The sequence below is a fragment of the Burkholderiales bacterium genome, assembly GCA_036262035.1.
GTDB lineage: Bacteria > Pseudomonadota > Gammaproteobacteria > Burkholderiales > SG8-41 > JAQGMV01.
The window spans coordinates 98,799-121,348 of record DATAJS010000031.1 but is presented as its reverse complement, the minus strand read 5'-3'; the positions used below and the strand labels follow the sequence as shown (position 1 = coordinate 121,348).

At 66.3% G+C, this 22,550-nt stretch carries 20 protein-coding genes; 16 read left to right on the top strand and 4 right to left on the bottom strand.

Going from position 1 to position 22,550, the window contains the following annotated elements; all coding sequences use genetic code 11:
• Positions 1-21 precede the first annotated feature (21 nt).
• The 11 genes from tssC to VHP37_30465 all read left to right on the top strand — a co-directional run bounded on the left by tssC (position 22) and on the right by VHP37_30465 (position 13,847).
• Positions 22-1,515 carry a type VI secretion system contractile sheath large subunit gene (gene tssC / locus VHP37_30515; protein ID HEX2830710.1) on the top strand — a complete coding sequence of 498 codons (1,494 nt, stop codon included), beginning with the start codon at positions 22-24 and terminating at the stop codon, positions 1,513-1,515.
• A gap of 88 nt (positions 1,516-1,603) precedes the next feature.
• Positions 1,604-2,086 carry a type VI secretion system tube protein Hcp gene (locus VHP37_30510; protein HEX2830709.1) on the top strand — a complete coding sequence of 161 codons (483 nt, stop codon included), beginning with the start codon at positions 1,604-1,606 and terminating at the stop codon, positions 2,084-2,086.
• A gap of 149 nt (positions 2,087-2,235) precedes the next feature.
• The gene (locus VHP37_30505; GenBank protein HEX2830708.1) at positions 2,236-2,718 is read left to right on the top strand and encodes a type VI secretion system tube protein Hcp; all 483 of its coding nucleotides are present in this window, start codon (positions 2,236-2,238) and stop codon (positions 2,716-2,718) included.
• Between the two features lie 33 nt (positions 2,719-2,751).
• Positions 2,752-3,576 (top strand): type VI secretion system accessory protein TagJ, encoded by an 825-nt coding sequence (locus VHP37_30500; protein ID HEX2830707.1) that lies wholly within the window; start codon positions 2,752-2,754, stop codon positions 3,574-3,576.
• A 6-nt stretch (positions 3,577-3,582) separates the two neighbouring features.
• A complete protein-coding gene (gene tssE / locus VHP37_30495; GenBank protein HEX2830706.1) occupies positions 3,583-4,101 on the top strand; it encodes a type VI secretion system baseplate subunit TssE in 519 nt (172 codons plus the stop codon).
• A complete protein-coding gene (gene tssF, locus VHP37_30490) occupies positions 4,101-5,975 on the top strand; it encodes a type VI secretion system baseplate subunit TssF (GenBank protein HEX2830705.1) in 1,875 nt (624 codons plus the stop codon). Before tssE ends, tssF begins: the two co-directional genes overlap by 1 nt.
• Positions 5,951-7,126: a type VI secretion system baseplate subunit TssG gene (gene tssG, locus VHP37_30485; GenBank protein ID HEX2830704.1), complete on the top strand. Its 1,176-nt coding sequence runs from the start codon at positions 5,951-5,953 to the stop codon at positions 7,124-7,126. Before tssF ends, tssG begins: the two co-directional genes overlap by 25 nt.
• A 23-nt stretch (positions 7,127-7,149) precedes the next feature.
• Positions 7,150-9,900: a type VI secretion system ATPase TssH gene (gene tssH / locus VHP37_30480; GenBank protein HEX2830703.1), complete on the top strand. Its 2,751-nt coding sequence runs from the start codon at positions 7,150-7,152 to the stop codon at positions 9,898-9,900.
• Between the two features lie 33 nt (positions 9,901-9,933).
• Complete coding sequence (locus VHP37_30475; GenBank protein ID HEX2830702.1) at positions 9,934-11,301, top strand: tetratricopeptide repeat protein; 1,368 nt, start codon at positions 9,934-9,936, stop codon at positions 11,299-11,301.
• A 77-nt stretch (positions 11,302-11,378) separates the two neighbouring features.
• Complete coding sequence (gene tssI / locus VHP37_30470; GenBank protein ID HEX2830701.1) at positions 11,379-13,508, top strand: type VI secretion system tip protein TssI/VgrG; 2,130 nt, start codon at positions 11,379-11,381, stop codon at positions 13,506-13,508.
• Positions 13,509-13,553: 45 nt separating this feature from the next.
• Positions 13,554-13,847: a PAAR domain-containing protein gene (locus VHP37_30465; GenBank protein HEX2830700.1), complete on the top strand. Its 294-nt coding sequence runs from the start codon at positions 13,554-13,556 to the stop codon at positions 13,845-13,847.
• 1 nt (position 13,848) lies between these two features.
• On the opposite strand, the gene VHP37_30460 is transcribed toward VHP37_30465, so the two are convergent.
• On the bottom strand, positions 13,849-14,118 hold the full coding sequence (locus VHP37_30460) for a hypothetical protein (protein HEX2830699.1): 270 nt from the start codon (positions 14,116-14,118) through the stop codon (positions 13,849-13,851).
• A gap of 177 nt (positions 14,119-14,295) precedes the next feature.
• Here VHP37_30460 and tagH point away from each other — a divergent pair, with 177 nt between their 5' ends.
• Together tagH and VHP37_30450 are read left to right on the top strand one after the other, a co-directional pair.
• Positions 14,296-16,041, top strand: coding sequence for a type VI secretion system-associated FHA domain protein TagH (gene tagH, locus VHP37_30455; GenBank protein HEX2830698.1), 1,746 nt, complete (start codon positions 14,296-14,298; stop codon positions 16,039-16,041).
• 15 nt (positions 16,042-16,056) lie between these two features.
• Positions 16,057-16,800 (top strand): protein phosphatase 2C domain-containing protein, encoded by a 744-nt coding sequence (locus VHP37_30450; protein HEX2830697.1) that lies wholly within the window; start codon positions 16,057-16,059, stop codon positions 16,798-16,800.
• Here the strand turns inward: VHP37_30450 and VHP37_30445 are convergent, their stop codons facing one another.
• Together VHP37_30445 and VHP37_30440 are read right to left on the bottom strand one after the other, a co-directional pair.
• Entirely contained in the window at positions 16,801-17,268 is a 468-nt protein-coding gene (locus VHP37_30445; GenBank protein ID HEX2830696.1) for a hypothetical protein, read from the bottom strand.
• A 33-nt stretch (positions 17,269-17,301) separates the two neighbouring features.
• A complete protein-coding gene (locus tag VHP37_30440; protein HEX2830695.1) occupies positions 17,302-17,868 on the bottom strand; it encodes a glycine zipper 2TM domain-containing protein in 567 nt (188 codons plus the stop codon).
• Positions 17,869-18,106: 238 nt separating this feature from the next.
• Here VHP37_30440 and VHP37_30435 point away from each other — a divergent pair, with 238 nt between their 5' ends.
• Together VHP37_30435 and VHP37_30430 are read left to right on the top strand one after the other, a co-directional pair.
• Entirely contained in the window at positions 18,107-18,649 is a 543-nt protein-coding gene (locus tag VHP37_30435) for an OmpA family protein (protein ID HEX2830694.1), read from the top strand.
• 10 nt (positions 18,650-18,659) lie between these two features.
• A complete protein-coding gene (locus tag VHP37_30430) occupies positions 18,660-19,205 on the top strand; it encodes an OmpA family protein (protein ID HEX2830693.1) in 546 nt (181 codons plus the stop codon).
• A gap of 43 nt (positions 19,206-19,248) precedes the next feature.
• On the opposite strand, the gene VHP37_30425 is transcribed toward VHP37_30430, so the two are convergent.
• Positions 19,249-20,607, bottom strand: coding sequence for a caspase family protein (locus VHP37_30425; GenBank protein ID HEX2830692.1), 1,359 nt, complete (start codon positions 20,605-20,607; stop codon positions 19,249-19,251).
• A 239-nt stretch (positions 20,608-20,846) separates the two neighbouring features.
• Here VHP37_30425 and VHP37_30420 point away from each other — a divergent pair, with 239 nt between their 5' ends.
• On the top strand, positions 20,847-22,535 hold the full coding sequence (locus VHP37_30420) for a POTRA domain-containing protein (GenBank protein HEX2830691.1): 1,689 nt from the start codon (positions 20,847-20,849) through the stop codon (positions 22,533-22,535).
• The last annotated feature ends 15 nt before the right edge of the window (positions 22,536-22,550 follow it).

Sequence of the window (22,550 nt, the reverse complement as noted above, 5' to 3'; positions counted from 1 at the left end):
ATACGGATACTGGAGACAGACATGGCTGAAGCTCAAGTTCAAGGCGGACAGGAACAGGAAGTCGCGCTCGAAGGCAGCGAGTTCACGATCCTGCTGCAGAAGGAATTCAAACCCAAGTCGGAAGAGGCGAAAGGCGCCGTCGAGCAGGCGGTGCGCACGCTCGCCGAGCAGGCGCTCGCGCAGACCACGCTCATCGGCAACGACGTGGTGAAGTCGATCGAGGCGATCATCGCCGAGCTCGACAAGAAGCTCTCCGATCAGGTGAACCTGATCATGCACCACGCTGACTTCCAGGGAATCGAATCGGCATGGCGCGGGCTGCACTACCTCGTGAACAACACCGAGACCGACGAGATGCTGAAGATCCGCTTCATGAACATCTCGAAGTCGGACCTCGGCAAGACCCTCAAGCGGTATAAAGGCACGAACTGGGACCAGAGCCCGATCTTCAAGAAGATCTACGAGGCCGAGTACGGCCAGTTCGGCGGCGAGCCGTTCGGCGCGATCGTCGGGGATTACTACTTCGACCACAGCCCGCAGGATGTCGAGCTCCTCGGCGAGCTCGCGAAGAACGCCGCTGCGGCGCACGCGCCGTTCATCGCCGGCACTTCGCCGACCGTCATGCAGATGGACTCGTGGCAGGAGCTTGCCAACCCCCGCGATCTCACCAAGATCTTCACCACGCCCGAGTACGCGTCGTGGCGTTCGCTGCGGGAATCTGACGACAGTCGTTACATAGGTCTCGCAATGCCGCGCTTCCTAGCTCGTATTCCCTATGGGGCGAAGACCAACCCCGTGGAAGAATTCGATTTCGAGGAAGACACGGGCGCGGCCGACCACAACAAGTACACGTGGGCGAACGCCGCCTACGCGATGGCCACGAACATTACCCGCTCGTTCAAGATGTATGGCTGGTGCTCGCGCATTCGCGGCGTCGAGTCCGGCGGAGCGGTCGAAGGCCTGCCGGTGCACAGCTTCCCGACCGACGACGGCGGCGTCGACATGAAATGCCCGACCGAGATCGCGATCAGCGACCGCCGCGAGGCCGAGCTCGCGAAGAACGGCTTCATGCCGCTGCTCCATCGCAAGAACTCGGACTTCGCGGCCTTCATCGGCGCGCAGTCGCTGCAAAAACCCGCGGAATACGACGATCCGGACGCCACCGCCAACGCCAACCTCGCCGCCCGCCTGCCGTATCTCTTCTCGTGCTGCCGCTTCGCGCACTACCTGAAGTGCATCGTGCGCGACAAGATCGGATCGTTCAAGGAGCGCGACGAGATGCAGCGCTGGCTGCAGGACTGGATCATGAACTACGTCGATGGCGATCCGGCGCATTCGTCGGAAGGCACCAAGGCGAGAAAACCGCTCGCGGCTGCCGAGGTCGTCGTGGAGGAAGTGGAGGGGAACCCGGGGTATTACACCTCGAAGTTTTTCCTTCGCCCGCACTATCAGCTCGAAGGCCTGACCGTCTCTCTGCGTCTCGTCTCGAAGCTGCCGTCGGCGAAGGCTGCTTGATCAAACGTTCGCTGGAATAACAAGACTCATCTGACCGGGGCCGCAGCTACGCTCGCTGCAGTCCACAACAATCCGAAAGGAGAGCGCAATGGCTGTTGACATGTTTCTCAAGCTTGACGGTATCAAGGGCGAGGCGAAGGACCAGAAGCACAAGGAGACGATCGACGTGCTGGCCTGGAGCTGGGGCATGAGCCAGTCGGGCTCGTTCCACGCCGGCGGGGGCGGCGGCGCCGGCAAGGTCAACGTGCAGGACATCTCGGTCACCAAGTACGTCGACAAGTCGACGGCGGCGCTGATGATGCACCTCGCCACCGGCAAGCACATCAAGGATGGCACGCTCTACGTCCGCAAGGCCGGCGAGAAGCCGCTCGAGTACATCAAGATCACGATCGAGCCGATCCTCGTCACCGCAGTGAGCACCGGCGGCAGCGGCGGGGAAGACCGTCTCACCGAGAACGTCACGCTGAACTTCGGCAAGTTCAAGATCGAGTACCAGGAGCAGAAGCCCGACGGCAGCGGCACGCCGGCCGGCGAGTTCGTGTACAACATCCAGGAGAACGCGAAGGAGTGATCCTTCGGGCGTGCGGACGGGCCGCCACGCCCGTCCGTCGCGTTGCCGAGCCGTGCGGGCGCACGGCTCGCGTTGCTTGTACTGGCTCTCGATCGCCGAGACGATCGAACACTTCAGAAGAATTCTTATCTGCGGCGTAGGCTTCTCCCATGGCTATCGGTGACATGTTCCTCAAGGTCGAGACCGCGCGCACGGGCGTGGTCAAGGGCGAAGCCGGCGACCTCAAGCACAAGGGCGAGATCGACGTGCTGAGCTGGTCGTGGGCGATGAGCTCGCGCTCGGCGATGGCCGCCGCCGGACCCAGCAGCAGGGCCACGCTCGACGAGCTGCGCGTGGTGAAGAAGATCGACATGGCGTCCACCGCGCTCATGTCGAGCATGCGCTCCAACGAGCTGATCAGGAAAGTCTTGCTGACCGTGCGCAAGGCCGGCAGCGATCCGCTCGAATACCTCAAGATCGCGCTCGAGAACGCGCGCATCACCCACATCGGGCTCGACACCGAGAACACCGAAGTCGTGGAGCGCGTCAATTTCGCGTTCCAGCGGATCACCGTCGACTACACGCCGCAGGGCAATGAAGGCGCCTCGCGCGGCGCGACCAGCTTCTCGGCCGACACGCATACTCCCGCATGAGCCGCGCCACTTCAGCCGAACAGGAAAAAAATCATGGCGAGCGCTAGTCGAGCCGAACAGTCGCTGCGCGACGGGGACCCGCATGCTGCGTTGAAGCTGCTGCAGGAGGAGATCCGCGGCAAATCGAACGACCCCAAGCTGCGCGTCTTCCTCTTTCAGCTCCTGTCGGTGCTCGGGCAGTGGGAGCGCGCGCTCAACCAGCTCGAGGTCGGCGCCAACCTCGACGCGTCGACGCTCGCGATGGTGCAGACCTACCGCGAGGCGGTGCGCTGCGAGGTGCTGCGCGCGCAGGTTTTCGCCGGCAACAAATCTCCGATGGTCTTCGGCCAGCCCGAGCAGTGGCTGGCGCTGCTGATCGAGTCGCTGCTGCTGACGGGCCAAGGCCAGATGAAGGAATCCGATGCGCTGCGCGCGCGCGCCTTCGAAGAGGCGCCGGCGACGTCCGGAACGCTGAACGGCCAACCGTTCGAGTGGATCGCCGACGCCGACATGCGGCTCGGCCCGGTGCTCGAAGCGGTCATCAACGGACGCTATTACTGGGTGCCTTTCAACCGCCTCATGCGCGTCGAGATCGAGGAACCCGAGGACCTGCGTGACGTCGTGTGGACCCCGGCGCACCTGCTGCTCGAGAACGGCGGGGAGGCCTACGCGCTCGTCCCGACGCGCTATCCCGACACCGAGAAGCAGGAAGACGGCGCGCTGCTGCTCGCGCGCAAGACCACGTGGGAGGAGCGCCGTCCCGAGTTCTTCTGCGGCATCGGGCAGCGCGTGCTCTCGACCGACGGGGGCGAGGTCTCGCTGATGGACGTGCGGGAGATCGCGCTGAACCCAGCCCCGGCCGCTGATGCCTCACAGTGATCCTAAATGGCCGAGCTTGTTTCACGCGAGCGCCTGCAGCCGGCCCTGCTGGACCGCCTGACCGACGACGATCCCGACAACCGGCAGCCTGAGCCGCGCGAAGCGAGAGTCATCAACAAGAACCGCTTCCGCCAGGGTGTCCTGCGCGACATGGCCTGGCTGCTCAACGCAGTGCGCATGGCGGAGCCCGACGAGCTCGCCGGGCTCGACCACGTCGAAGGCTCGGTCGTCAACTACGGCCTGCCCGCCCTTTCCGGCGAAACCGCATCGACGCTCGACGTGCTCGACCTCGAGGACCGCATCCGCAGGGCGATCCTGTTCTTCGAGCCGCGCATCCTGCCGCACACGCTCGAAGTGCACGCGATCATGTCCGAGAACGAGCTCAACCAGCACAACGTGGTCAGCATAGAGATCCGCGGCTCGCTGTGGGCGCACCCGATCCCGCTGGAGATGCTGCTGCGCACCGACCTCGATCTCGAGACCGGCGAAGTCCACATCCACGACATCGACGGCGGCTCGCGCTGATGGATCCACGGCTCCTCCGCTATTACAACCAGGAGCTTCAGCACCTGCGCGAAGTGGGCGCGGAGTTCTCCAAGCAGTTCCCGAAGATCGCGGCGCGGTTGGGCATGGAAGGGATCGAGGTCACCGATCCCTACGTCGAGCGGCTGCTCGAAGGTGTGGCGTTCATGGCTGCGCGCGTGCAGCTCAAGATCGACGCCGAGTTCCCGCGCTTCACACAGCGGCTGCTCGAGATCGTCTATCCCAACTATCTCGCGCCGATGCCGGCGATGCTCGTCGCGCGGATCGAGCCGCAGCTGGACGATGCCAACCTCGCCAAGGGGTTCGTCGTGCCGCGCGGCAGCTCGCTGCAGGCCCAGACCGGCCGCGGCGACAAGACGGCGTGCGAGTTCCGCACCGCACACGACGTGACACTCTGGCCCCTCGAGATCACCGGCGCCGAGTACTTCTCCTTCGCGCCCGACCTGCCGCTGGGCGCGCTCGGCGCTGGCCAGCGCGTGAAAGGCGGCGTGCGCCTGCGGCTGCGCTCGACCGGCGGGCTCCCGTTCAACAAGCTCGAGCTCGACCGCCTGCGCGTGTTCATCTCGGGCGCCGACGAAGCCGCCTACAAGCTCTACGAGCTTTGTCACGGTGCGTGCATCGGCGGCATCGTCCGGCCGCTGCCGCAGCCCGCGCCATGGCATGAGCTCCTGTCGGCCGAGTGCGTGAAGCCCGCGGGCTTCGCCGACGAGGAGGCGCTGCTGCCGGTCACGCTGCGCAGCTTCCAGGGCTATCGCCTGCTGCAGGAGTACTTCGCTTTTCCCCAGCGCTTCTGCTTCTTCGACATCGAGGAACTGGGATCCGCGGTGCGCCGCCATGCCGGCAACGAGCTCGAGATCGCGCTCCTCTTCGAGCGCGGCGATCCTTCGCTCGAAAGCGTCGTCGACGCGGCCAACTTCCAGCTCTTCTGCGCGCCGGCGATCAATCTCTTTCCCAAGCGCGCCGACCGCATCCACCTGTCCGACAGCGTGAGCATGCATCACGTCGTCCCGGACCGGACCCGGCCGATGGACTTCGAGGTGTACGAGGTCACCGGCGTGACCGGCTACGGCATCGGCGTCGACAGCGAGCAGACGTTCCATCCGTTCTACTCCGCGTTCCACACCGAGGACGTGCGCAGGCCCGCGTACTACGTCTCCCATCGCGAGCCGAGGCTGCTGTCCGAGCACCAGAAGCAGACGGGACTGCGCACGAGCTACGTCGGCACCGAAGTGTTCCTCTCGCTCGTCGATTCGCGCGAGGCGCCGTACAAGACCGACCTGCGGCAGCTCGCGGTGACCGCGCTGTGCACCAATCGCGACCTGCCCCTGCAGATGCCGCTGCACGTGGGCAAGACCGATTTCACGCTCGGCTCGGCCGCGCCGGTGGCGGCGATCCGCTGCGTCAAAGGACCCTCCAAGCCGCTCGCGCCGCTCGGTGAGGGCGCGCTCGCATGGCGATTCATCAGCCATCTGTCGCTCAACTATCTGTCGCTGCTCGATTCGAGCGAATCCGACGGCGCTGCGGCGCTGCGCGAGATCCTGTCGCTCTACGCGGCGAGCGCCGACACGGCGATGAAGCGGCAGATCGACGGCGTGCGCAGCGTGCGCACCAAACGGTCGGTGCGGAGGCTGCCGTACGTCGGGCGCATCGCCTACGGGCGAGGCATCGAAGTGGAGCTCGAGGTCGACGAGCTCGCGTTCCAGGGCGGGAGCGCGTTCCTTTTCGGTTCCGTGATGGAGCAGTTCTTCTCGCGCCACGTCGCGATCAATTCGTTCACCGAGACCGCCCTGCGCTCGCTCGCGCGGGGACCGATCATGCGTTGGGTGCCGCGATGCGGGCAACGGCCGATACTCTGAACGGCGACGCGCCCGCGCTGCCCGAGATGCCGTCCGCGGCGATCGAGCTCCCGCTCGGCGCGATGCCGCTGCGCGCCGATCGCGAGCGCGCGTTCGCGCAAAAGCGCGCCGACCTCTTCCGGTCGCTCGAAGCGCAGCCGTTCCACTACGATTTCTTCCAGGTCCTGCGGCGTATCGAGTCGCTGTTTCCGGAGAAGCCGCGCATCGGCACGTCGCTGCGACCCGCCGACGATCCGGTCCGATTCGCGCAGGAACCCGCGCTCACCTTCGCGCCTGCGACCCTGTCGTCATTCACGCCGCCGAACGACAACTCGCGCTATCCGCGCCTGGAAGTGCGCTTCTTCGGACTGCTCGGGCCCAATGGTCCGCTGCCGCTGCACCTGACCGAGTACGCGCGCGAGCGCCAGATGCACGGCGGGGACCGCACCTTCGCGCGCTTCCTCGACATCTTCCACCATCGATTCGTGTCGATGTTTTACCGCGCGTGGGCGCAGGCGCAGCCGACCGTCAGCCTCGACCGTCCGCACGCGGACCGCTTCGCGGGCTATTCCGGCGCGCTCATCGGCATCGGCATACCGAGCGTGCTCAAGCGCGACGCGCTGCCCGATCACGCGAAGCTCTTTTACTCCGGATTGCTCGCGCGCCACGTGCGCAACGCCGACGGGCTCGCCGCGCTGCTCTCCGGCTTCTTCCGCATTCCGGTGCGCGTCGAGCAGTTCGTCGGCCACTGGCTCACGCTGCCCGTCCACGATCGCACGCGGCTCGGCGCCAAAGCGGGCTCGCTCGGCGCCGGCGCGATGCTCGGATCGAGGGTGTGGGACCGCCAGCACAAGTTCAGCCTCTGGATCGGGCCGCTCGCGCTCGAGCAGTACGAGAGCTTCCTGCCGGGCGGCAACGCGCTGCCGAAGATCGTCGCGTGGGTGCGGCAGTACATCAACTTCGAGCTCGACTGGGACCTGCGCCTCGTGCTGCGGCACGCCGAAGTGCCGAAGATACGGCTCGGCCGGTACGGCCGCCTCGGCTGGACGACGTGGCTCGGCAAGCGCGCGCCGCGCACCCGCGACGCCGACGACCTGCGGCTCGATCCCGAAGAGCTTTTACGTGCCAAACATCCCGCCTACGCCTCGAACGCGCCCGCGGGAACCTTTTAACTTATCGTGAACAGGCCACTGCCATGAGCGAAATCAGCCGCGTCGCACTATTCGGAAAACTCAACAGCCTGGGCTACAAGGCGATCGAAGGAGCCACGGTCTTCTGCAAGCTGCGCGGCAACCCGTACGTGGAGCTCGAGCACTGGCTCACGCAGATCCTGCAGACACAGGATTCCGACCTGCACCGCATCCTGAAGCACTTCGAGGTGGACAACTCGCGCCTCGCCGCCGACATGACGCAGGCGCTGGACCGTTTGCCGCGCGGCGCGACGTCGATCTCCGATCTCTCGATGCTGCTCGAGAACGCCGTCGAGCGCGCGTGGGTCTACGGGTCGCTGGCCTTCGGCGAGAACCGCGTGCGCACCGGCCATATCGTCGTCGGCATGCTCAAGACCCCGTCGCTGCGCAACAACCTCCTCAACATCTCCAAGCAGTTCGACCGCATCAAGGTCGAGGCGCTGATGGACGACTTCGTGAAGATCACCGCGGGCTCGCCCGAAGAGCACCTCGGCGCGACCGACGGATCGTCGATGGCCGCTCCGGGCGAAGCGAGCGGCGCGATGGCGCCGGCGCAGATGGGCAAGAACGAAGCGCTGAAGCGCTTTGCGGTCGACCTCACCGAGCGCGCGCGCAAAGGCGAGATCGATCCGATCACCGGCCGCGACGAGGAGATCCGGCAGATCGTCGACATCCTCATGCGCCGCCGCCAGAACAACCCGATCCTCACCGGCGAGGCCGGCGTGGGCAAGACCGCGGTCGTCGAAGGCTTTGCGCTGCGCATCGCCAAGGGCGACGTGCCGCCGGCGCTGAAGGAAGTGTCGCTGCTCTCGCTCGACATCGGTCTGTTGCAGGCCGGCGCCAGCATGAAAGGCGAGTTCGAGAACCGCCTGCGCCAGGTGATCGAGGAAGTGCAGGCTTCGCCGAAGCCGATCATCCTTTTCATCGACGAGGCGCACACCCTGATCGGCGCGGGCGGCGCGGCCGGCACGGGGGACGCCGCGAACCTGCTCAAGCCCGCGCTCGCGCGCGGCACGCTGCGCACCGTCGCCGCGACGACGTGGGCCGAATACAAGAAGTACTTCGAGAAGGACCCGGCGCTCACCCGCCGCTTCCAGACCGTGCAGGTTCACGAGCCCGACGAGCACAAGGCGCTGCTCATGGTGCGCGGCGTCGCATCGACGCTGGAGAAGCATCACCGCGTGCAGCTCCTCGACGAAGCGCTCGAAGCCGCAGTGCGCCTGTCGCACCGCTACATTCCCGCGCGCCAGCTTCCCGACAAAGCGGTCAGCCTGCTCGATACCGCGTGCGCGCGCGTCGCGATCAGCCAGCACGCGACGCCGCCCGAAGTCGAAGACTGCCGGCGCCGCATCGAGTCGCTGGAGACCGAGCTCGAGATCATCGGGCGTGAAGAAGCGATCGGCATCTACGCCGCGAACCGGCGCAGCGACGCGGAGGAAAAGATCGGCGCCGAACGCGAGCGCCTCGTCGGTCTCGAAGAGCGCTGGCAGAAGGAGAAAGGCATCGTCGACAACATCCTCGAGCTGCGGCAGAAGCTGCGCGCGGGCGGCAAGCCGGTCGACAGCGCAGCCGCCGCGCCGGCGGCGGCGAGCGCTGCGCCGCCGGCCGCTCCCGCCGCCGACAAACCTGCGGCCGCCGCCGAGCAGCCCGAGCTCACGCCCGAGCAGCGCGCCGAGGTGCTGAACGAGCTGCACAAGGCGCAGGACGCGCTGCGCGAGTTGCAGGGTGAGACGCCGCTCATCATGCCCAGCGTCGACGAGCAGGCGGTCTCTTCGGTCGTCGCCGACTGGACCGGCATACCGGTGGGCAGGATGGTGAAGGACGAGATCGAGACCGTGCTCAAGCTCGCCGAGTCGCTCAACGCGCGCGTCATCGGCCAGCGTCACGGGCTGGAGATGATCGCCAAGCGCATCCAGACTTCGCGCGCCAAGCTCGACAACCCGAACAAGCCGATCGGCGTGTTCATGCTCGCCGGCACTTCGGGCGTGGGCAAGACCGAGACCGCGCTGGCGCTCGCCGAAGCGCTCTACGGCGGCGAGCAGAACGTCATCACGATCAACATGAGCGAGTTCCAGGAAGCGCACACCGTCTCGACGCTCAAAGGCGCGCCTCCGGGATACGTCGGCTACGGCGAAGGCGGGATCCTCACCGAGGCCGTGCGCCGCCGTCCGTACTCGGTCGTGCTGCTCGACGAGGTCGAGAAAGCGCATCCGGACGTGCACGAGATCTTCTTCCAGGTGTTCGACAAAGGCTGGATGGAGGACGGCGAAGGGCGCTACATCGACTTCAAGAACACGATCATCCTGCTCACGACGAACGCCGGTTCCGATCTGATCATGAGCATGTGCAAGGACCCCGAGCTCATGCCCGATCCGGAGTCGCTCGCCAAAGCGCTGCGCCAGCCGCTGCTGCAGGTGTTCCCGCCGGCGCTGCTCGGCCGCCTCGTCGTCATCCCGTACTACCCGCTGTCCGACGAGATGATGGGAGCGATCGTGCGACTGCAGCTGGGCCGCATACAAAAGCGTGTCAAGGAGAACCACAAGCTGCCGCTCGAGTATGACGACGAAGTGGTGAAGCTCATCGTGAGCCGCTGCAACGAAGTGGAGAGCGGCGGGCGCATGGTCGACGCGATCCTCACGAACACCGTGCTTCCGCACATCAGCCGCGAGTTCCTGTCGCGTCTGGTCGAAGCCAAGCCGGTGTCGAGAGTGCGCCTGTCCGTCGCCGACGGCGACTTCCAGTATGCTTTCGATTGAGATGGGGTTCGAGCCGAAGGGATGCCGGCGCCGATGGTAGAGACCGAGAAAGCCGCAAGCACGGCCGAGGAACCGACCGAGATCTCTCTCGACGATGCGCTTGCGATCGCGGTGAGCATGCACAGCGAAGGCAAGCTCGACGATGCCGAGACGATCTATCGCCGCATCCTCGAAGTCGTGCCGGACCACCCGGACGCGCTGAACTTCCTCGGCATGATCGCCATGACGCGCGGCCGGCGCGCCGAAGCGGTCGAGCTCATCAGGCAATCGCTGGAAGCGGACCCGACGGTCGGCGAGCGTTACGTCAACCTCGGCAACGTGCTGCTCGCGACCGGGCGCGTCGACGAGGCGCTCGAAGCGTTCGAGCGCGCGGCGGCGATGGCGCCGGACAGTTCCAAAGCCCATTGCAATCTCGGCGTCGTGTACGGCATCCAGCGTCGGTTCGACGAGGCGAAGCGCGTCTACGAACGGGCGATCGAGCTCGACCCGATGAACGCGGAGGCGCACCACAACTACGGCAACCTCCTCGGCGACATCGGCGATATCCAGGGCTCGCTGAAAAGTCACGGCAAGGCGATCGAGCTGCGGCCTTCGGACCCGAACTCACGGCGCCAGGTCGGCGCGATCTACACCGCTATCGGCGAGATCGACAAAGCGGCGCAGACGTATCGGGACTGGCTGGCGCACGAGCCGGACAGTCCGCTCGCGCAGCATCTGCTCGCTGCGTGTCTGGGCGGGAAGGACGTGCCGGACCGCGCCTCCGATGCATTCATCCGGCACGGCTTCGACACCTTCGCGCTGACCTTCGACGCGAAGCTCGCGAACCTCGGCTACAAGGCGCCCGAGCTGGTCGAAGCCGCGCTGCGCCGCCGCGGCATTCCTGCCGACAAGCGCCTCGTCCTGCTCGACGCGGGCTGCGGCACCGGTTTGTGCGGGCCGCTCGTAGCGAAGTATGCGTCGAGGCTGGAGGGCGTCGATCTCTCGGGCGGCATGCTCGAGCAGGCGCGCTCGCGCGGCATCTACGACGCGCTCGCCGAGGAAGAGCTCACGCAGTTCCTCACCGCCCGCCACGACGCCTACGACGTCGTCCTGTCCGCGGATACCTTGTGCTACTTCGGCCCGCTCGACGCCGTGACGCGCGCGGCGGCAGGCGCGTTGCGGCCCGGCGGCTGGCTGGTCTTCACCGTCGAGCGCGCCGACGACGCCGAGGCGCCCCAAGGGCATCGCATCAACCCGCACGGCCGCTACTCGCACACCAGCGCCTATATCGAGAAGACCCTCGCCGAGTGCGGCTTCGAGCCCTGCGAGCTCGTCGAAGACGTCCTGCGTCAGGAAGCCGGCTCGCCCGTGCGAGGACTCGTCGTCACGGCGCGCAAAGCGGGCCGTAACCCTGTGGAGTAAAGCCCATGGCAGTCTCTTTGAAATCCCCGATGAATTCCGGCACGGCCGCTTCGAGTTCGAGCTCCGGACAATCGAGCGTGCGCAGAGACCCGACGATGAAGATCGTCACGCCGCTGGACGACGACCTGCTGTTCCACCGCATGACCGCGCGCGAAGAGCTCGGCCGCCTGTCCGAGTTCGAGATCGATCTGCTGAGCGCTCGCAACGACATCGCGGCCGACGAGATCCTCGGCAAGAACGTCACCGTCAAGCTCGAGCTCGAGACCGAGGGCTTCCGGTACTTCAACGGCTTCGTCACGCGTTTTTCCCAGACCGGAATGCGCGGACGCTATAACACCTACCAGGCCAGCGTGCGGCCGTGGCTGTGGTTCCTCACGCGCACGGCCGATTGCAGGATCTTCCAGAAGAAGTCGATCCCCGACATCATCGAGGAAGTGTTCGCGGATCACGCCGTCGCGGATTACGAGCTCGACCTGAAGGGCCAATACTCGCCGTGGGAGTACTGCGTGCAGTATCGAGAGACCGACTTCAACTTCGTCTCGCGGCTCATGGAGCAGGAAGGCATGTACTACTACTTCCGCCACGCGGAAGGCCGCCACACGATGGTGATCACCGATTCGATCAGCGGCCACGGGCCGTTCGCGGGATACGAGACGCTTCCGTACCAGCCGCTCGATCGCGTGCGCCCCGAGAAGGAGGCGGTGACGCGCTGGACTTTCGGCTACGAAGTGCAGCCGGGCTCCTATGCGACCAACGACTACAACTTCAAGGAGCCCCGCGTCGACCGCAATGCGAACCGCGAGGAGCCCAAGCAGAACGAGCTCGGCACGTACGAGGTGTACGACTACCCGGGCGAGTACGACGACCGCGGCGAAGGCCTGCACGTCGCCGTGACGCGCATCGAAGAGCTGCACGTACAGTACGAGCTTGCTCACGCCACGACGATCTCGCGCGGGCTCGCGTGCGGGTGCACGTTCAAGCTGAAGGGGTTTCCGCGCGGCGATCAGAACCGCGAGTACCTCGTCACCTCGGCTACCCACCAGTGCGAGTACAGCGACTACGAAGCGATGGAGGCGGGCGGCACGGACTACGGCTGCAGCTTCACCGCACTCAATACTCCGACGCCTTTCCGTCCCGCGAGGATAACGCCCAAGCCGGTGGTGCAGGGCCTGCAGACGGCGTTCGTGGTGGGACCCTCGGGCGACGAGATTCACACCGACGAATACGGACGCATCAAGGTGCAGTTCCACTGGGACCGCGTCGGCGAGGAGGACGAGAACAGCTCGTGCTGGATACGCGTCGCGCAGGTGTGGGCGGGCAAGAACTGGGGCGCCAACTTCATTCCGCGGATCGGCCAGGAAGTGCTGGTGTCGTTCCTCGAAGGCGACCCCGATCAGCCGCTCGTCACCGGCAGCGTATACAACGCCCTCCAGAAACACCCGTACCTCGGTCAGGGCCTGGACGGCAAGCACAAGCACGACCCCAACGTGAGCGGCATCAAGACCAACTCGACCAAGGGCGGCGTCGGCTACAACGAGCTCAGGTTCGACGACACCAAGGACAGGGAGCAGATCTTCATCCACGGCGAGAAGAACTACGACGTGCGCGTGAAGAACGACATGATGGAGCGCGTGCTGCACGACCGGCACACGATCGTCGGCGGCAAGGACGGCGGTACGGAGGGCGATCACCGCATCCAGATCTATCAGGACCGGCACAAGGAAGTGAAGCGGCACGAGATCATCAAGATCGCCGAGAACCGCGAGGAGCTCGTCGGCGGCAATTACGACCACATCGTCAAGGGCGCGCACAAGGAGCAGATCGACGGCGATCAGCACCTCACGATCAAGGGCAAGAAGGCCGAGAAGGTGACCGGCAAGGTTTCGCTCACCACCGACGCCGATCTCCACCAGAAGGTCGCCATGAACACCGCGCTCGACTCCGGGATGGCGATCCATCTCAAAGCCGGCATGACGTGCGTCATCGAGGCCGGCATGCAGCTCTCGCTCAAGGTCGGCGGCAACTTCATCGACATCGGCCCCGCCGGGGTGACGATCCAGGGCACGATGGTGCTGATCAACAGCGGGGGCGCGGCCGGCAGCGGCAGCGGATGCAGTGCCGATGCGCCGGAGGCCCCGAAGGAAGCCGCCCCGACCGAGCCGACGCAGGCCGACGACTCGGCGTCGGGCAGCAAGTCCTGCGAATGATCGCGCGGCGCGTTTAACAATCTATCGACAGCGAGGAGCGACCTCATGCCGCCTGCTGCACGCATCACCGATATGCACACGTGTCCGATGGTGACGCCGCCGGGCATTCCCCACGTCGGCGGGCCGATCCTGCCGCCGTGCTCGCCCAACGTGATCATCGGCTTTCTGCCGGCCGCGCGCGTGACCGATCAGTGTCTCTGCGTGGGACCGCCGGACGTCATCGTGATGGGCTCGCCGACGGTGATGATCAACAACCTGATGGCGGCGCGAATCGGCGATCCGACCGCTCACGGCGGCGTGATCGTGCTCGGCCTGCCCACCGTGATGATCGGCCCCTGAGCTACGCCGCGCCGCCGCCTTGTGCAGCCTTCGCAGCTTGACCGATCACGCCCGCGAGATCCTGGATGCCCTGGATGTAGCTCGCCTGCACGGGAGAAGCCGGGGGGATGGTCAGCGCGCCCTGGAACATCGCGCGTCCCATCCCGACGAGCTGCTCCATGTTGGGGCCGAGGCTGAGAAGGTGCGGCATGGCCGACGTCAGCGACGCCATCTGAGGCGCGAGCTGACCCATGACGATCGTGCTGTTGCTGGCGAGCAATACCGGATCCATCGCGTCACCGATCATCGAAAACAGTGTGAAGAGCCGAAGTATATTGCAACGGTGCGAGGCCTCGAGGGAAAACGGCATTATTGCAGTGACGCGAGTCGCCATACGCGGTGAGCCGCTGCGCAAGGTCGACTACAATCGTTCAACGGGCGCCAGCCACACGACTCACTACGCTGTTCTATGTTGAAAATCGAGGCCACCACTCTCGCCAACCAGCCGCTGCTCGAGCCGCTGCACGCGGAATTCGACGAGATGGGCGGCAGCATCGGGAGGGCCGAAGGCAATACGCTCGTCCTGCCCGACGACAAGCGCTACATCTCACGCACCCAGGCCGAAGTCGCGTTCCGCGGCGGCATGTTCGTGCTGCGCGACCTGGGCAGCGCGACGCCCACGCTCGTCAACGGGACCGCGGTGGGCAGCGGCAACGAAGTCCCGATCCGCAACGGCGACGAGCTCAGGATCGGCGAATACTCGCTGCGCGCCACGCTGTCGGGCCGTGCGCTCGCCGCGGCGGCGCCCGCGCCGGTCCTTCCCGACGATCCTTTCGCGGATCTGCTGCCTGCCCCCGCGGCGCAACCGCCGGTGCAGCCCAATGCCTATGCAGCCCCTGCGCCGCACGATCCGTTCGGCTTGCCGCCCGCGAGCGGCGGGCCGCAGCATGCCGGCGGAATCCCCGCGGATTTCGATCCGTTCGCCGACCTGCTGCCACAGGCGACCCCCGCGCCCGCGCCGCGTTCCGCCGCCGCGCCCGCCGCCGATCCCCTCAATCTCACGCCGGCCGCTGGACAGAGCGTCGACGACCTCTTCGGCCTGAAGCAGTCGAGCACGTGGGACCCGCTCGGGCCGCAGGATCCGCTCGCGGGTCACGGCACCGATCCGCTCGCGCCGTTCGCGCCGGAGAAATCGCCCCAGCCCGCGTCGCAGCGCGACGACGCGCCGATCCTCTCCGGGGCATTCCAGATGCCGCGACCCAAGCCCGAGATCACCGATCCGCCGCCCAGGGCGGCCGTCGAGCCGCCGCCTGCGCCGAAGCCTGCGGCGCCGCCGGCGGCGGGCAACCCCGGCGGCATGATGTTGTCTTGGGACACCGCGCAGGACGACAGCCCCACCGAGGAGATCAAGACGGTCATCCTGCCGTCGCCCAAGCGCGCGGCCGCGGCGGCCAAACCCCAGCAGGACTTCGCACCGCGGATCGACGCGCCCATCGCGCCGCAGCGCGCACCGGCGCCGCCTCCCGCGCAACCCGCGCCACCGGCTGCGGCGCCGTACACCGCACCGGCTCACGCGCCCGCGCCGACCGCGCCGAGCGCGCCGCCCGATGCGCTGCTCGCGGCGTTCCTCGAAGGCGCGCGCGCGACGGAGCTCAAGCTCCCGCCGGGCGGCCTCACGCCGGAGCTGATGCATCTGATCGGCCGGCTCATGCACGAATCGCTGCGCGGCACCCTCGATCTCCTGCTCGCCCGCGCGCTGACGAAGCGCGAAGTGCGCGCGCAGGCCACGGTCATCGTGGCGCGCGAGAACAATCCGCTGAAGTTTTCGCCGACCGTCGACGCCGCGTTCCAGAACCTGCTCAATCCGCAGGGCAGGGGTTTCATGACAGCCGCCGACGCGATGCGAGATGCATACAACGATCTCCGATCGCACCAGTTCGGCTTCATGGCGGGCATGCGCGCGGCGCTGGAAGGGGTGCTGGGCAGATTCGACCCCGTGCAGCTCGAAGGGCGCCTCACGAAGAAGAGCGTGCTCGGCTCGATTCTTCCCGGGAGCCGCCGCGCGCGACTGTGGGAGCTCTACGAACAGCTCTACCGCGAGATCTCGAAAGAAGCGCAGGACGACTTTCAAACGCTGTTCGGAAAAGAATTCCTGCGCGCATACGAAGCGCAAATAGATAAACTGGAACAGGAAGACGCCGCCAACCAGCGGTAGGGATTCGATATGCAGTTGGAGATAGCAGTCCTGTCCAGAGCCGGGGGGCGCTCGAGTAACCAGGATGCGTGCGGCTTCTGGTCGGGGCCCGGTGTCTGCTTCTGCGTCGTCGCGGACGGCGCCGGCGGGCATCGCGGCGGCGACGTCGCTTCCAAGCTGGTCGTCCAGGAGACCCTGGGCTGGTTCCGCGAACGGCACGACTGCAGCGGCACGGCTATCGAGGCCGCGATGCGCAACGCCAACGAGATGGTCGTGCGCACCCAGCAGCTCAACGACGAGATCGGCGACATGCGCACCACCGCGGTGGTGCTCGCAGTCGATTTCGAGCGCGGCCTCGCGACGTGGGGCCATCTCGGCGATTCGCGCCTCTACTGTTTCCGCAACCACGCGATCGTGGCGCAGACGCGGGATCACAGCGTGGTGCAAAGCCTCGTCGAAGCAGGGCTCCTCGATCCGAAAGACCTGCGCACCGCGCCCGACCGCAGCAAGCTGCTGGCGGCCATGGGCGATCTCGACGGCTTCGAGCCGCGCGTCACCGAGCAGCCCTACGAGCTGCAGGATCGCGACAAGTTCCTGCTCTGCACCGACGGCCTGTGGGAATACGTGGAGGAAGCGGAGCTCCAGAGCACGCTGGACGACGCCGCTTCGGCGGAGGAATGGCTGAGGTTGCTCGAAGCGCGGGTGCTCGCCCGCGGCCGCAAGGGCCAGGACAACTACTCCGCCCTCGCGGTGTGGTGCAACGCCGAGTCCGGCGCCTGATCAGCCCCGCCGCGGGTCGACCCGCGGCGGCGGCGTGAAGCCCTGCTCGATCGCCCGGTTCTCGAAGAACACCGCTTCACGGTCCAGCCGCTGATCGAGGAAATACTGGTAGAGCTGGTAGCTTGCCGCCCCGTTGTTGAGCTGCGAGGCGTGCAGCAGCCACTGCACCATCCGGCGCTCGTCCTTCGGCACCCCGTTCGATCCGGCCTTGAACATCTGCGCCACCTTCAGCGCGGCGTCGCGATCGCCGCCGAGCCCCTTGTCCTGCTCCCGGCGGAAATCGCCGTCGCCGATGTCGCGCGCGGCGCTCACCTGGTTGCGCTTGAGCATCTCCTCGGGAGCGACGCCCGGCGGTGTCTCGGTGGCCGCCGGCGCGGGCGCCGCAGCAGCTGGCGCGGTGCCCACCGCCGCAAGCGAAAGGGCGGATGCTGCAATGAACAACGAAACGCTCTTGCGGTTGATTTTCATGTCGGCGCGCTCCGGCCTTTTAGGTCGCGGCGACTACATGCAAGGTTTGTCCCCGCAGAAGTTGATCATGAGCGACTGGCTCGTCGGCTGCGAGGTCATGACGACGTCGCCCTGCAGTCCGCTCTGGCGCGCGTAGAACACCCGGTACTGCGTCATCAGGCAGATCGGCGCCGGCGCAGCCGCTTGCGGCGGGGGTGGCGGCGCGGCAGGTTTGGGCTTCTGCTCGGCGAGCTTGTAGCCGGCGTATCCCCCGACGGCCGCGCCCCCGACGGTTGCCGCGGTTCGGCCGGAGCCGCCGCCTACCTGGTGGCCGAGCAAACCGCCTACCGCAGCACCGGCAACCGTGCCCAGGACTTCCGTTCCGGTGATGCCGCCGCCCGCGGGAGGCGGCGGAGGTGGAGCGGGGGCGACTGCCACGGGCGGGGGCGGCGCCTGGGTGACGACGCCCGGCGGACAGGCCTGCTGGATCTGGATCGGCTCGGTGCGCACGATGCGCACCTCTTCGAACTCGGCGGATGCGGCGAACGGCGTGAGGCACAGCAGCACGGCCAAGGGGTTGAGCGGAGCACGGCGGTGCTCGCGGCACGTGAGACTAGACATATTGCCTCCTGTCTTCTGGCCGGGTTCGTTATCGTGTAAGGCTGGCGCGGTCGAACCGATCATGAACGTTGATGGCCCGCCGGATCGCCGCTGCTATTATCGCATTGGCGATAGATTGGGAGTAAGCTCGCGGCCCGCGATGCGCGTCCGACCTCGCGGCTGATTGACACCCACAGCCCCTGTTGCTAGAAAGAATGTCGATCCAAGTACCTGTTTTTCTAATACCGAGGAGCCAGGCATGAAAGCCCCATACACCATGACGGCGGCAGCTCTGCTCGCCCTGTCGTGTATGCCCGCGCTGGCCGCCGAACGCGAGACGATGACGCTCGGCAAAGGCCCGGGCGACGCCAAGAAGCTCGAAAGCTTTCTCTTTCCCGAAGCGCAGTGCGAGAACGTGACGTATCAGTGTCTCGCGGTGCGTCCCACCACCGAGCGTGCCATCGGCATGGACGTGAAGTTCCAGACCGGATCGGCCGAGCTCACGCCGGAAGCAAAGGCGCAGCTCGAGACGCTGGGCAAGGTGCTCGCCGCGCGCAAGGGGAAGCTTGCGCCGGGCGAGATCGTCATCGAAGGCCACGCCGACGCGCGCGGCGGCGCCGAATACAACAAGAAGCTGTCGGAACAACGCGCGAATACGGTGGTCAAGCATCTGGTCGCGTCGTACGGGGTGGAGGAAAAAACGCTCAAGCCGCTTGGAATGGGGAAGGAATTTCTGAAGGACCCGGCTCACCCCGACGCGCCGGTCAACCGCCGGGTCGAGCTGGTCCGCAAACCGAACTGAGGTACGCCCTATGAAGATCGCATACACCGCAGTCTGCGCAACTCTTCTCGCCGCGAGCGCGGTCTGTCAGGCCGCGGGCCACGATCGCGAGACCCTGTCCATCGGCAAGAACACGCCGAGCACCGAGCAGCTTACAGGCTTCCTGTTCCCGGAAGCCGAATGCGAGAGCACGAAGTACCAGTGCCTCGCGGTGCGCCCGACCGGGGAGCGCTCGGTCGGCATGGACATCCGCTTCCAGACCGGTTCGGCGGAGCTCACGCCCGAAGCGCGCGCGCAGCTCGAGAACCTCGGCAAGGCGCTCGCCTCGCGTAACGGCAAGCTCGCGCCGGGTGAGATCGTCATCGAAGGTCACACCGATGCGCGCGGCTCCGACGAGCTCAACCGCAAGCTCTCCGCGGCTCGCGCTCAATCGGTCGCGCGACACCTCGTCTCGTCGTACGGGGTCGATGCCAAGGCGTTGAAGCCGGTCGGCCGCGGCAAGGACGATCTGAAGGATCCCTCGAACCCGGACAGCCAGGCGAACCGCCGGGTCGAGCTGGTCCGCACCGCGAAGTAACCGGTCTTTTGCGCGGGCCGGACGTGTTCGTCCGGCCTGCATTCTATCGCGTCGTCGCGAGACGCTCGGGCAGCACGTAGCCCTGTTCCCTGGCGCGGTTCTCGTAGCGAACCGCATCGCGATCCAACCCCTTGCTGTTGTAGTACTGGTAGAGCCGGTAGCTCGCGATTCCATTCTTGAGCTCCGACGCATGGCGCAGCCACTGCACCATGCGCCGCTCGTCGGCGGGCACGCCGTTCGAGCCTCGCTCGAACATCTGCCCGACGCGGAACGCCGCGTCCTTGTCGCCGTCGAGCGCTTTCGCCTGCTCGGCCTTGAACTCGGCGTCGCCGATCTTCTCGTCGATCTGCACGCGGTTTCTCTGCGTCGCCGCCTCCGACAGCACCGCGCGCTCGAGTTGCACCTGCGCCGCCTGCTGGAAGCGGCTCTTCGGGAACTTCTCGATGAAATCCTTCAGGAGCTTCAGGCGCTCCGCAGGCACGACCGTCTGGTCGATCAGCGCCCATGCTTTTTCCTCGGCGTCGTCGACCGGTACAGGCGCGACCTTCTTCTCCTCGAGCTTCTCGATGACGAGGCTCATGCGCAGGCGCAGGTTGGCGGCGACCTCTGGGTCCTGCGCGTGCGTGCGCAGGAACTTGTCTTCGGACGACTCCATCGATCGCTTCACCCGGAATTTCACCGCATCGAGGAAGTCCTTGATCGAGATCGCGGGGTTGGCTTTCTTGAGCTCCTCGACGAGGATCGCGGTATAGATGCTGTTCTCGTCGGGCGAGCGCGGTGCGATCGCGAACTTGCCGGGCGCGGTCGAGAACGTGATCACCGTGCCGCGGGGCGGGTTCACCTGGTTGAAGCTGCCGCCGGCGTCCTTGGGATTGCGTGTCGGATCGTTGCGGCACGCGTCGAAGATCAGCGCGCAGGTGCCGTCGTTCGGCAGCGAGGCTTCGGCGATGATCTCGCGGTCGATGTTGATCGAGTCGCGCGCAATGCTCTCGGCGCTCTGGTCGAGCTTCACGTCCGAGGGCACGAGGTAATTCTCGCCCCGGAACTGTATGCCGTGACCGGTGTAGTAGAGGATCGCGAGCGGCGGGCCGCCGCTGCTCTTCACCGATGCGAAGAAATCCCGGAGCATCGCGCGCATCGCGCCCACACCCTGATCGACTTCGCGGCGCACTTCGAATCCCAGCTCCGACAGCGCCGCTCCGACGTCGGTGGCGTTCTTGCGCGAGCTCGGAATGGACTGCCGGTCGGGGGTGTAGGCGGTGTTGCCGAACACCAGAGCCTGGCGCTTGCCGGGCACGACCTGGTCGCCGCGCGTCTGCGCCCACAGGGGAAGCGGCCGGCCGTGCAGCGTGGCCGCGCCCGCCAGAGCCAGCAGGCGCTTGAGTGTCTGCCGCCGGCTCATACCGCCGGGCGAGCCGCGTGAGACCCCCCGCAAGGTGTTGCGTACTTGCAGAAAAGTCTTGTTTTTTGAAGCACGTAGAGTGCCGCAGCGTTGTATCGGGAATATGCCGAGGTTATCATGTGAAAAATCGCACAAATACGCTTCATCGTTCAGGGACAAGCATGACACGAGCCGGGGTTGTACCCGTTCGCAAGCGCAGACGTTTCCGTTCTCCCGTTCTTGCCCTGGCCCTGTCATGCGTGAGCGTCGCGCACGCGCAGGTCAATGTGCCCGGCGGCCCCCAGGTGAACCCGGTGCCCGAGACGCTGAGGGAGATCGAGAAGCGCGAGAAAGCACTGCCGCGCACGCCCGACAGCGCCATCGAGCAGGACAAGCGCCGCGCGGTCAAGCCGGTGCCGGGTCTCAAGACCGACGTCAAGGCATTCCGGTTCAGCGGGCTCACGGTCGTCAGCGAGCAGGAGCTGCAGAACGAGGTCAAGGGCTTCATCGGTCCGAACAAGACGTTCGACGATCTACAAACGGCCGTCGACGCGGTTTCTGAATACCTGCAGCGCAAAGGGTACATCGTCGGGCAGGCGTTCCTGCCCGAGCAGAAGATCGACAACGGCGTCGTCGAGATCGCGGTGCTCGAAGGCCGGCTGGGCCAGGTGCGCATCGACATGGAACCGGACGTACCGGTCTCGAAGAGCATGATCGAAGGGCTGGTCTCGCCGCTCAAACCGGGAACCGTCCTGCACCGCGACGTCGTCGAGCGCTCGCTCTTCCTCGTCTCGGACCTGCGCGGCCTGACGGTGCGCTCGATCGTCGAGCCCGGAAGCGCGCCGGGCACCTCGGACATCGTGCTGAAGGTCGCCGCGGCGCGCCGCGTCGATGCGACGCTCGAGTTCGACAACCACACCTCGCGCTTCACCAGCGATTTCCGCCTGGGCGGCAGCATCAACTTCAACAGCCCGTTCAAGCGCGGCGACCTGCTCTCGTTCCGCGGCCTGCTCGGCATCCCCGGCGGCGGCGCGGACCTCGACTTCGGCCGCGTCTCGTACCTCACGCCGGTGGGCAACTACGGCACCAAGGTCGGCGCGGCGTACCTGCGCCTCAATTACCACGTCGGCACGGCGCTCTTCGATCAGCTCAATCTGGGCGGCCGCTCGGAGATCGTCTCGATCTTCGCGCTGCACCCGATCATCCGCACGCGCAACCTCAACCTCTTCGGCCAGGCGGGCATCGACAGGCGCTACTTCGAAGACATCGCGGTCGCCACCGCATCGGTTTCCGACCGCAGGACGCACGTGGGCAACTTCGCGCTCGTCGGCGACTCGCGCGATTCGTTCCTGCGCGGCGGCATCAACAACTTTTCGGCTGCGTTTACGCGCGGCGACCTCGACATCCGCGGCAATGCGAACGCCGTCGCGGCCGATCAGTCGCCCACGACCGGTCACCAGACCGCGGGAGGCTACACGCGGATCAACTTCCAGGCGAGCCGCCTGAACGCGCTCGTCGAGAAGACCGTCGCGTTCGCCTCGTACCAGTATCAATGGGCATCGAAGAACCTCGACGCGAGCGAGAAGATCGGACTCGGCGGACCGAGCGCGGTGCGCGCGTATGCCGTCGGCGAAGCGACTTCCGACGAAGCGCACATCTTCAACTTCGAAGTCCGGCGCGACCTGCCGCAGCCTTCGTTCATGCCGGGCAACCTCGTCGGCCTCGCATTCTTCGACTGGGCGCACGGACGGCTCAACAAGGACCCGCTCCCGCTCGAGACGCCGACCAACCAGCGCACGCTGAGCGGCGTCGGCCTCGGCCTCACGTGGACCAAACAGGACGATTTCCTCGTGCGCGCGACCGTCGCGTGGCGCCTCACCGGCAATCCGATCTCCGATCCGGACGACAAGAAGCCGCGGGTGTTCTTCCAGTTGCAGAAGAACCTCTAGGTTTCCCGTGAAATC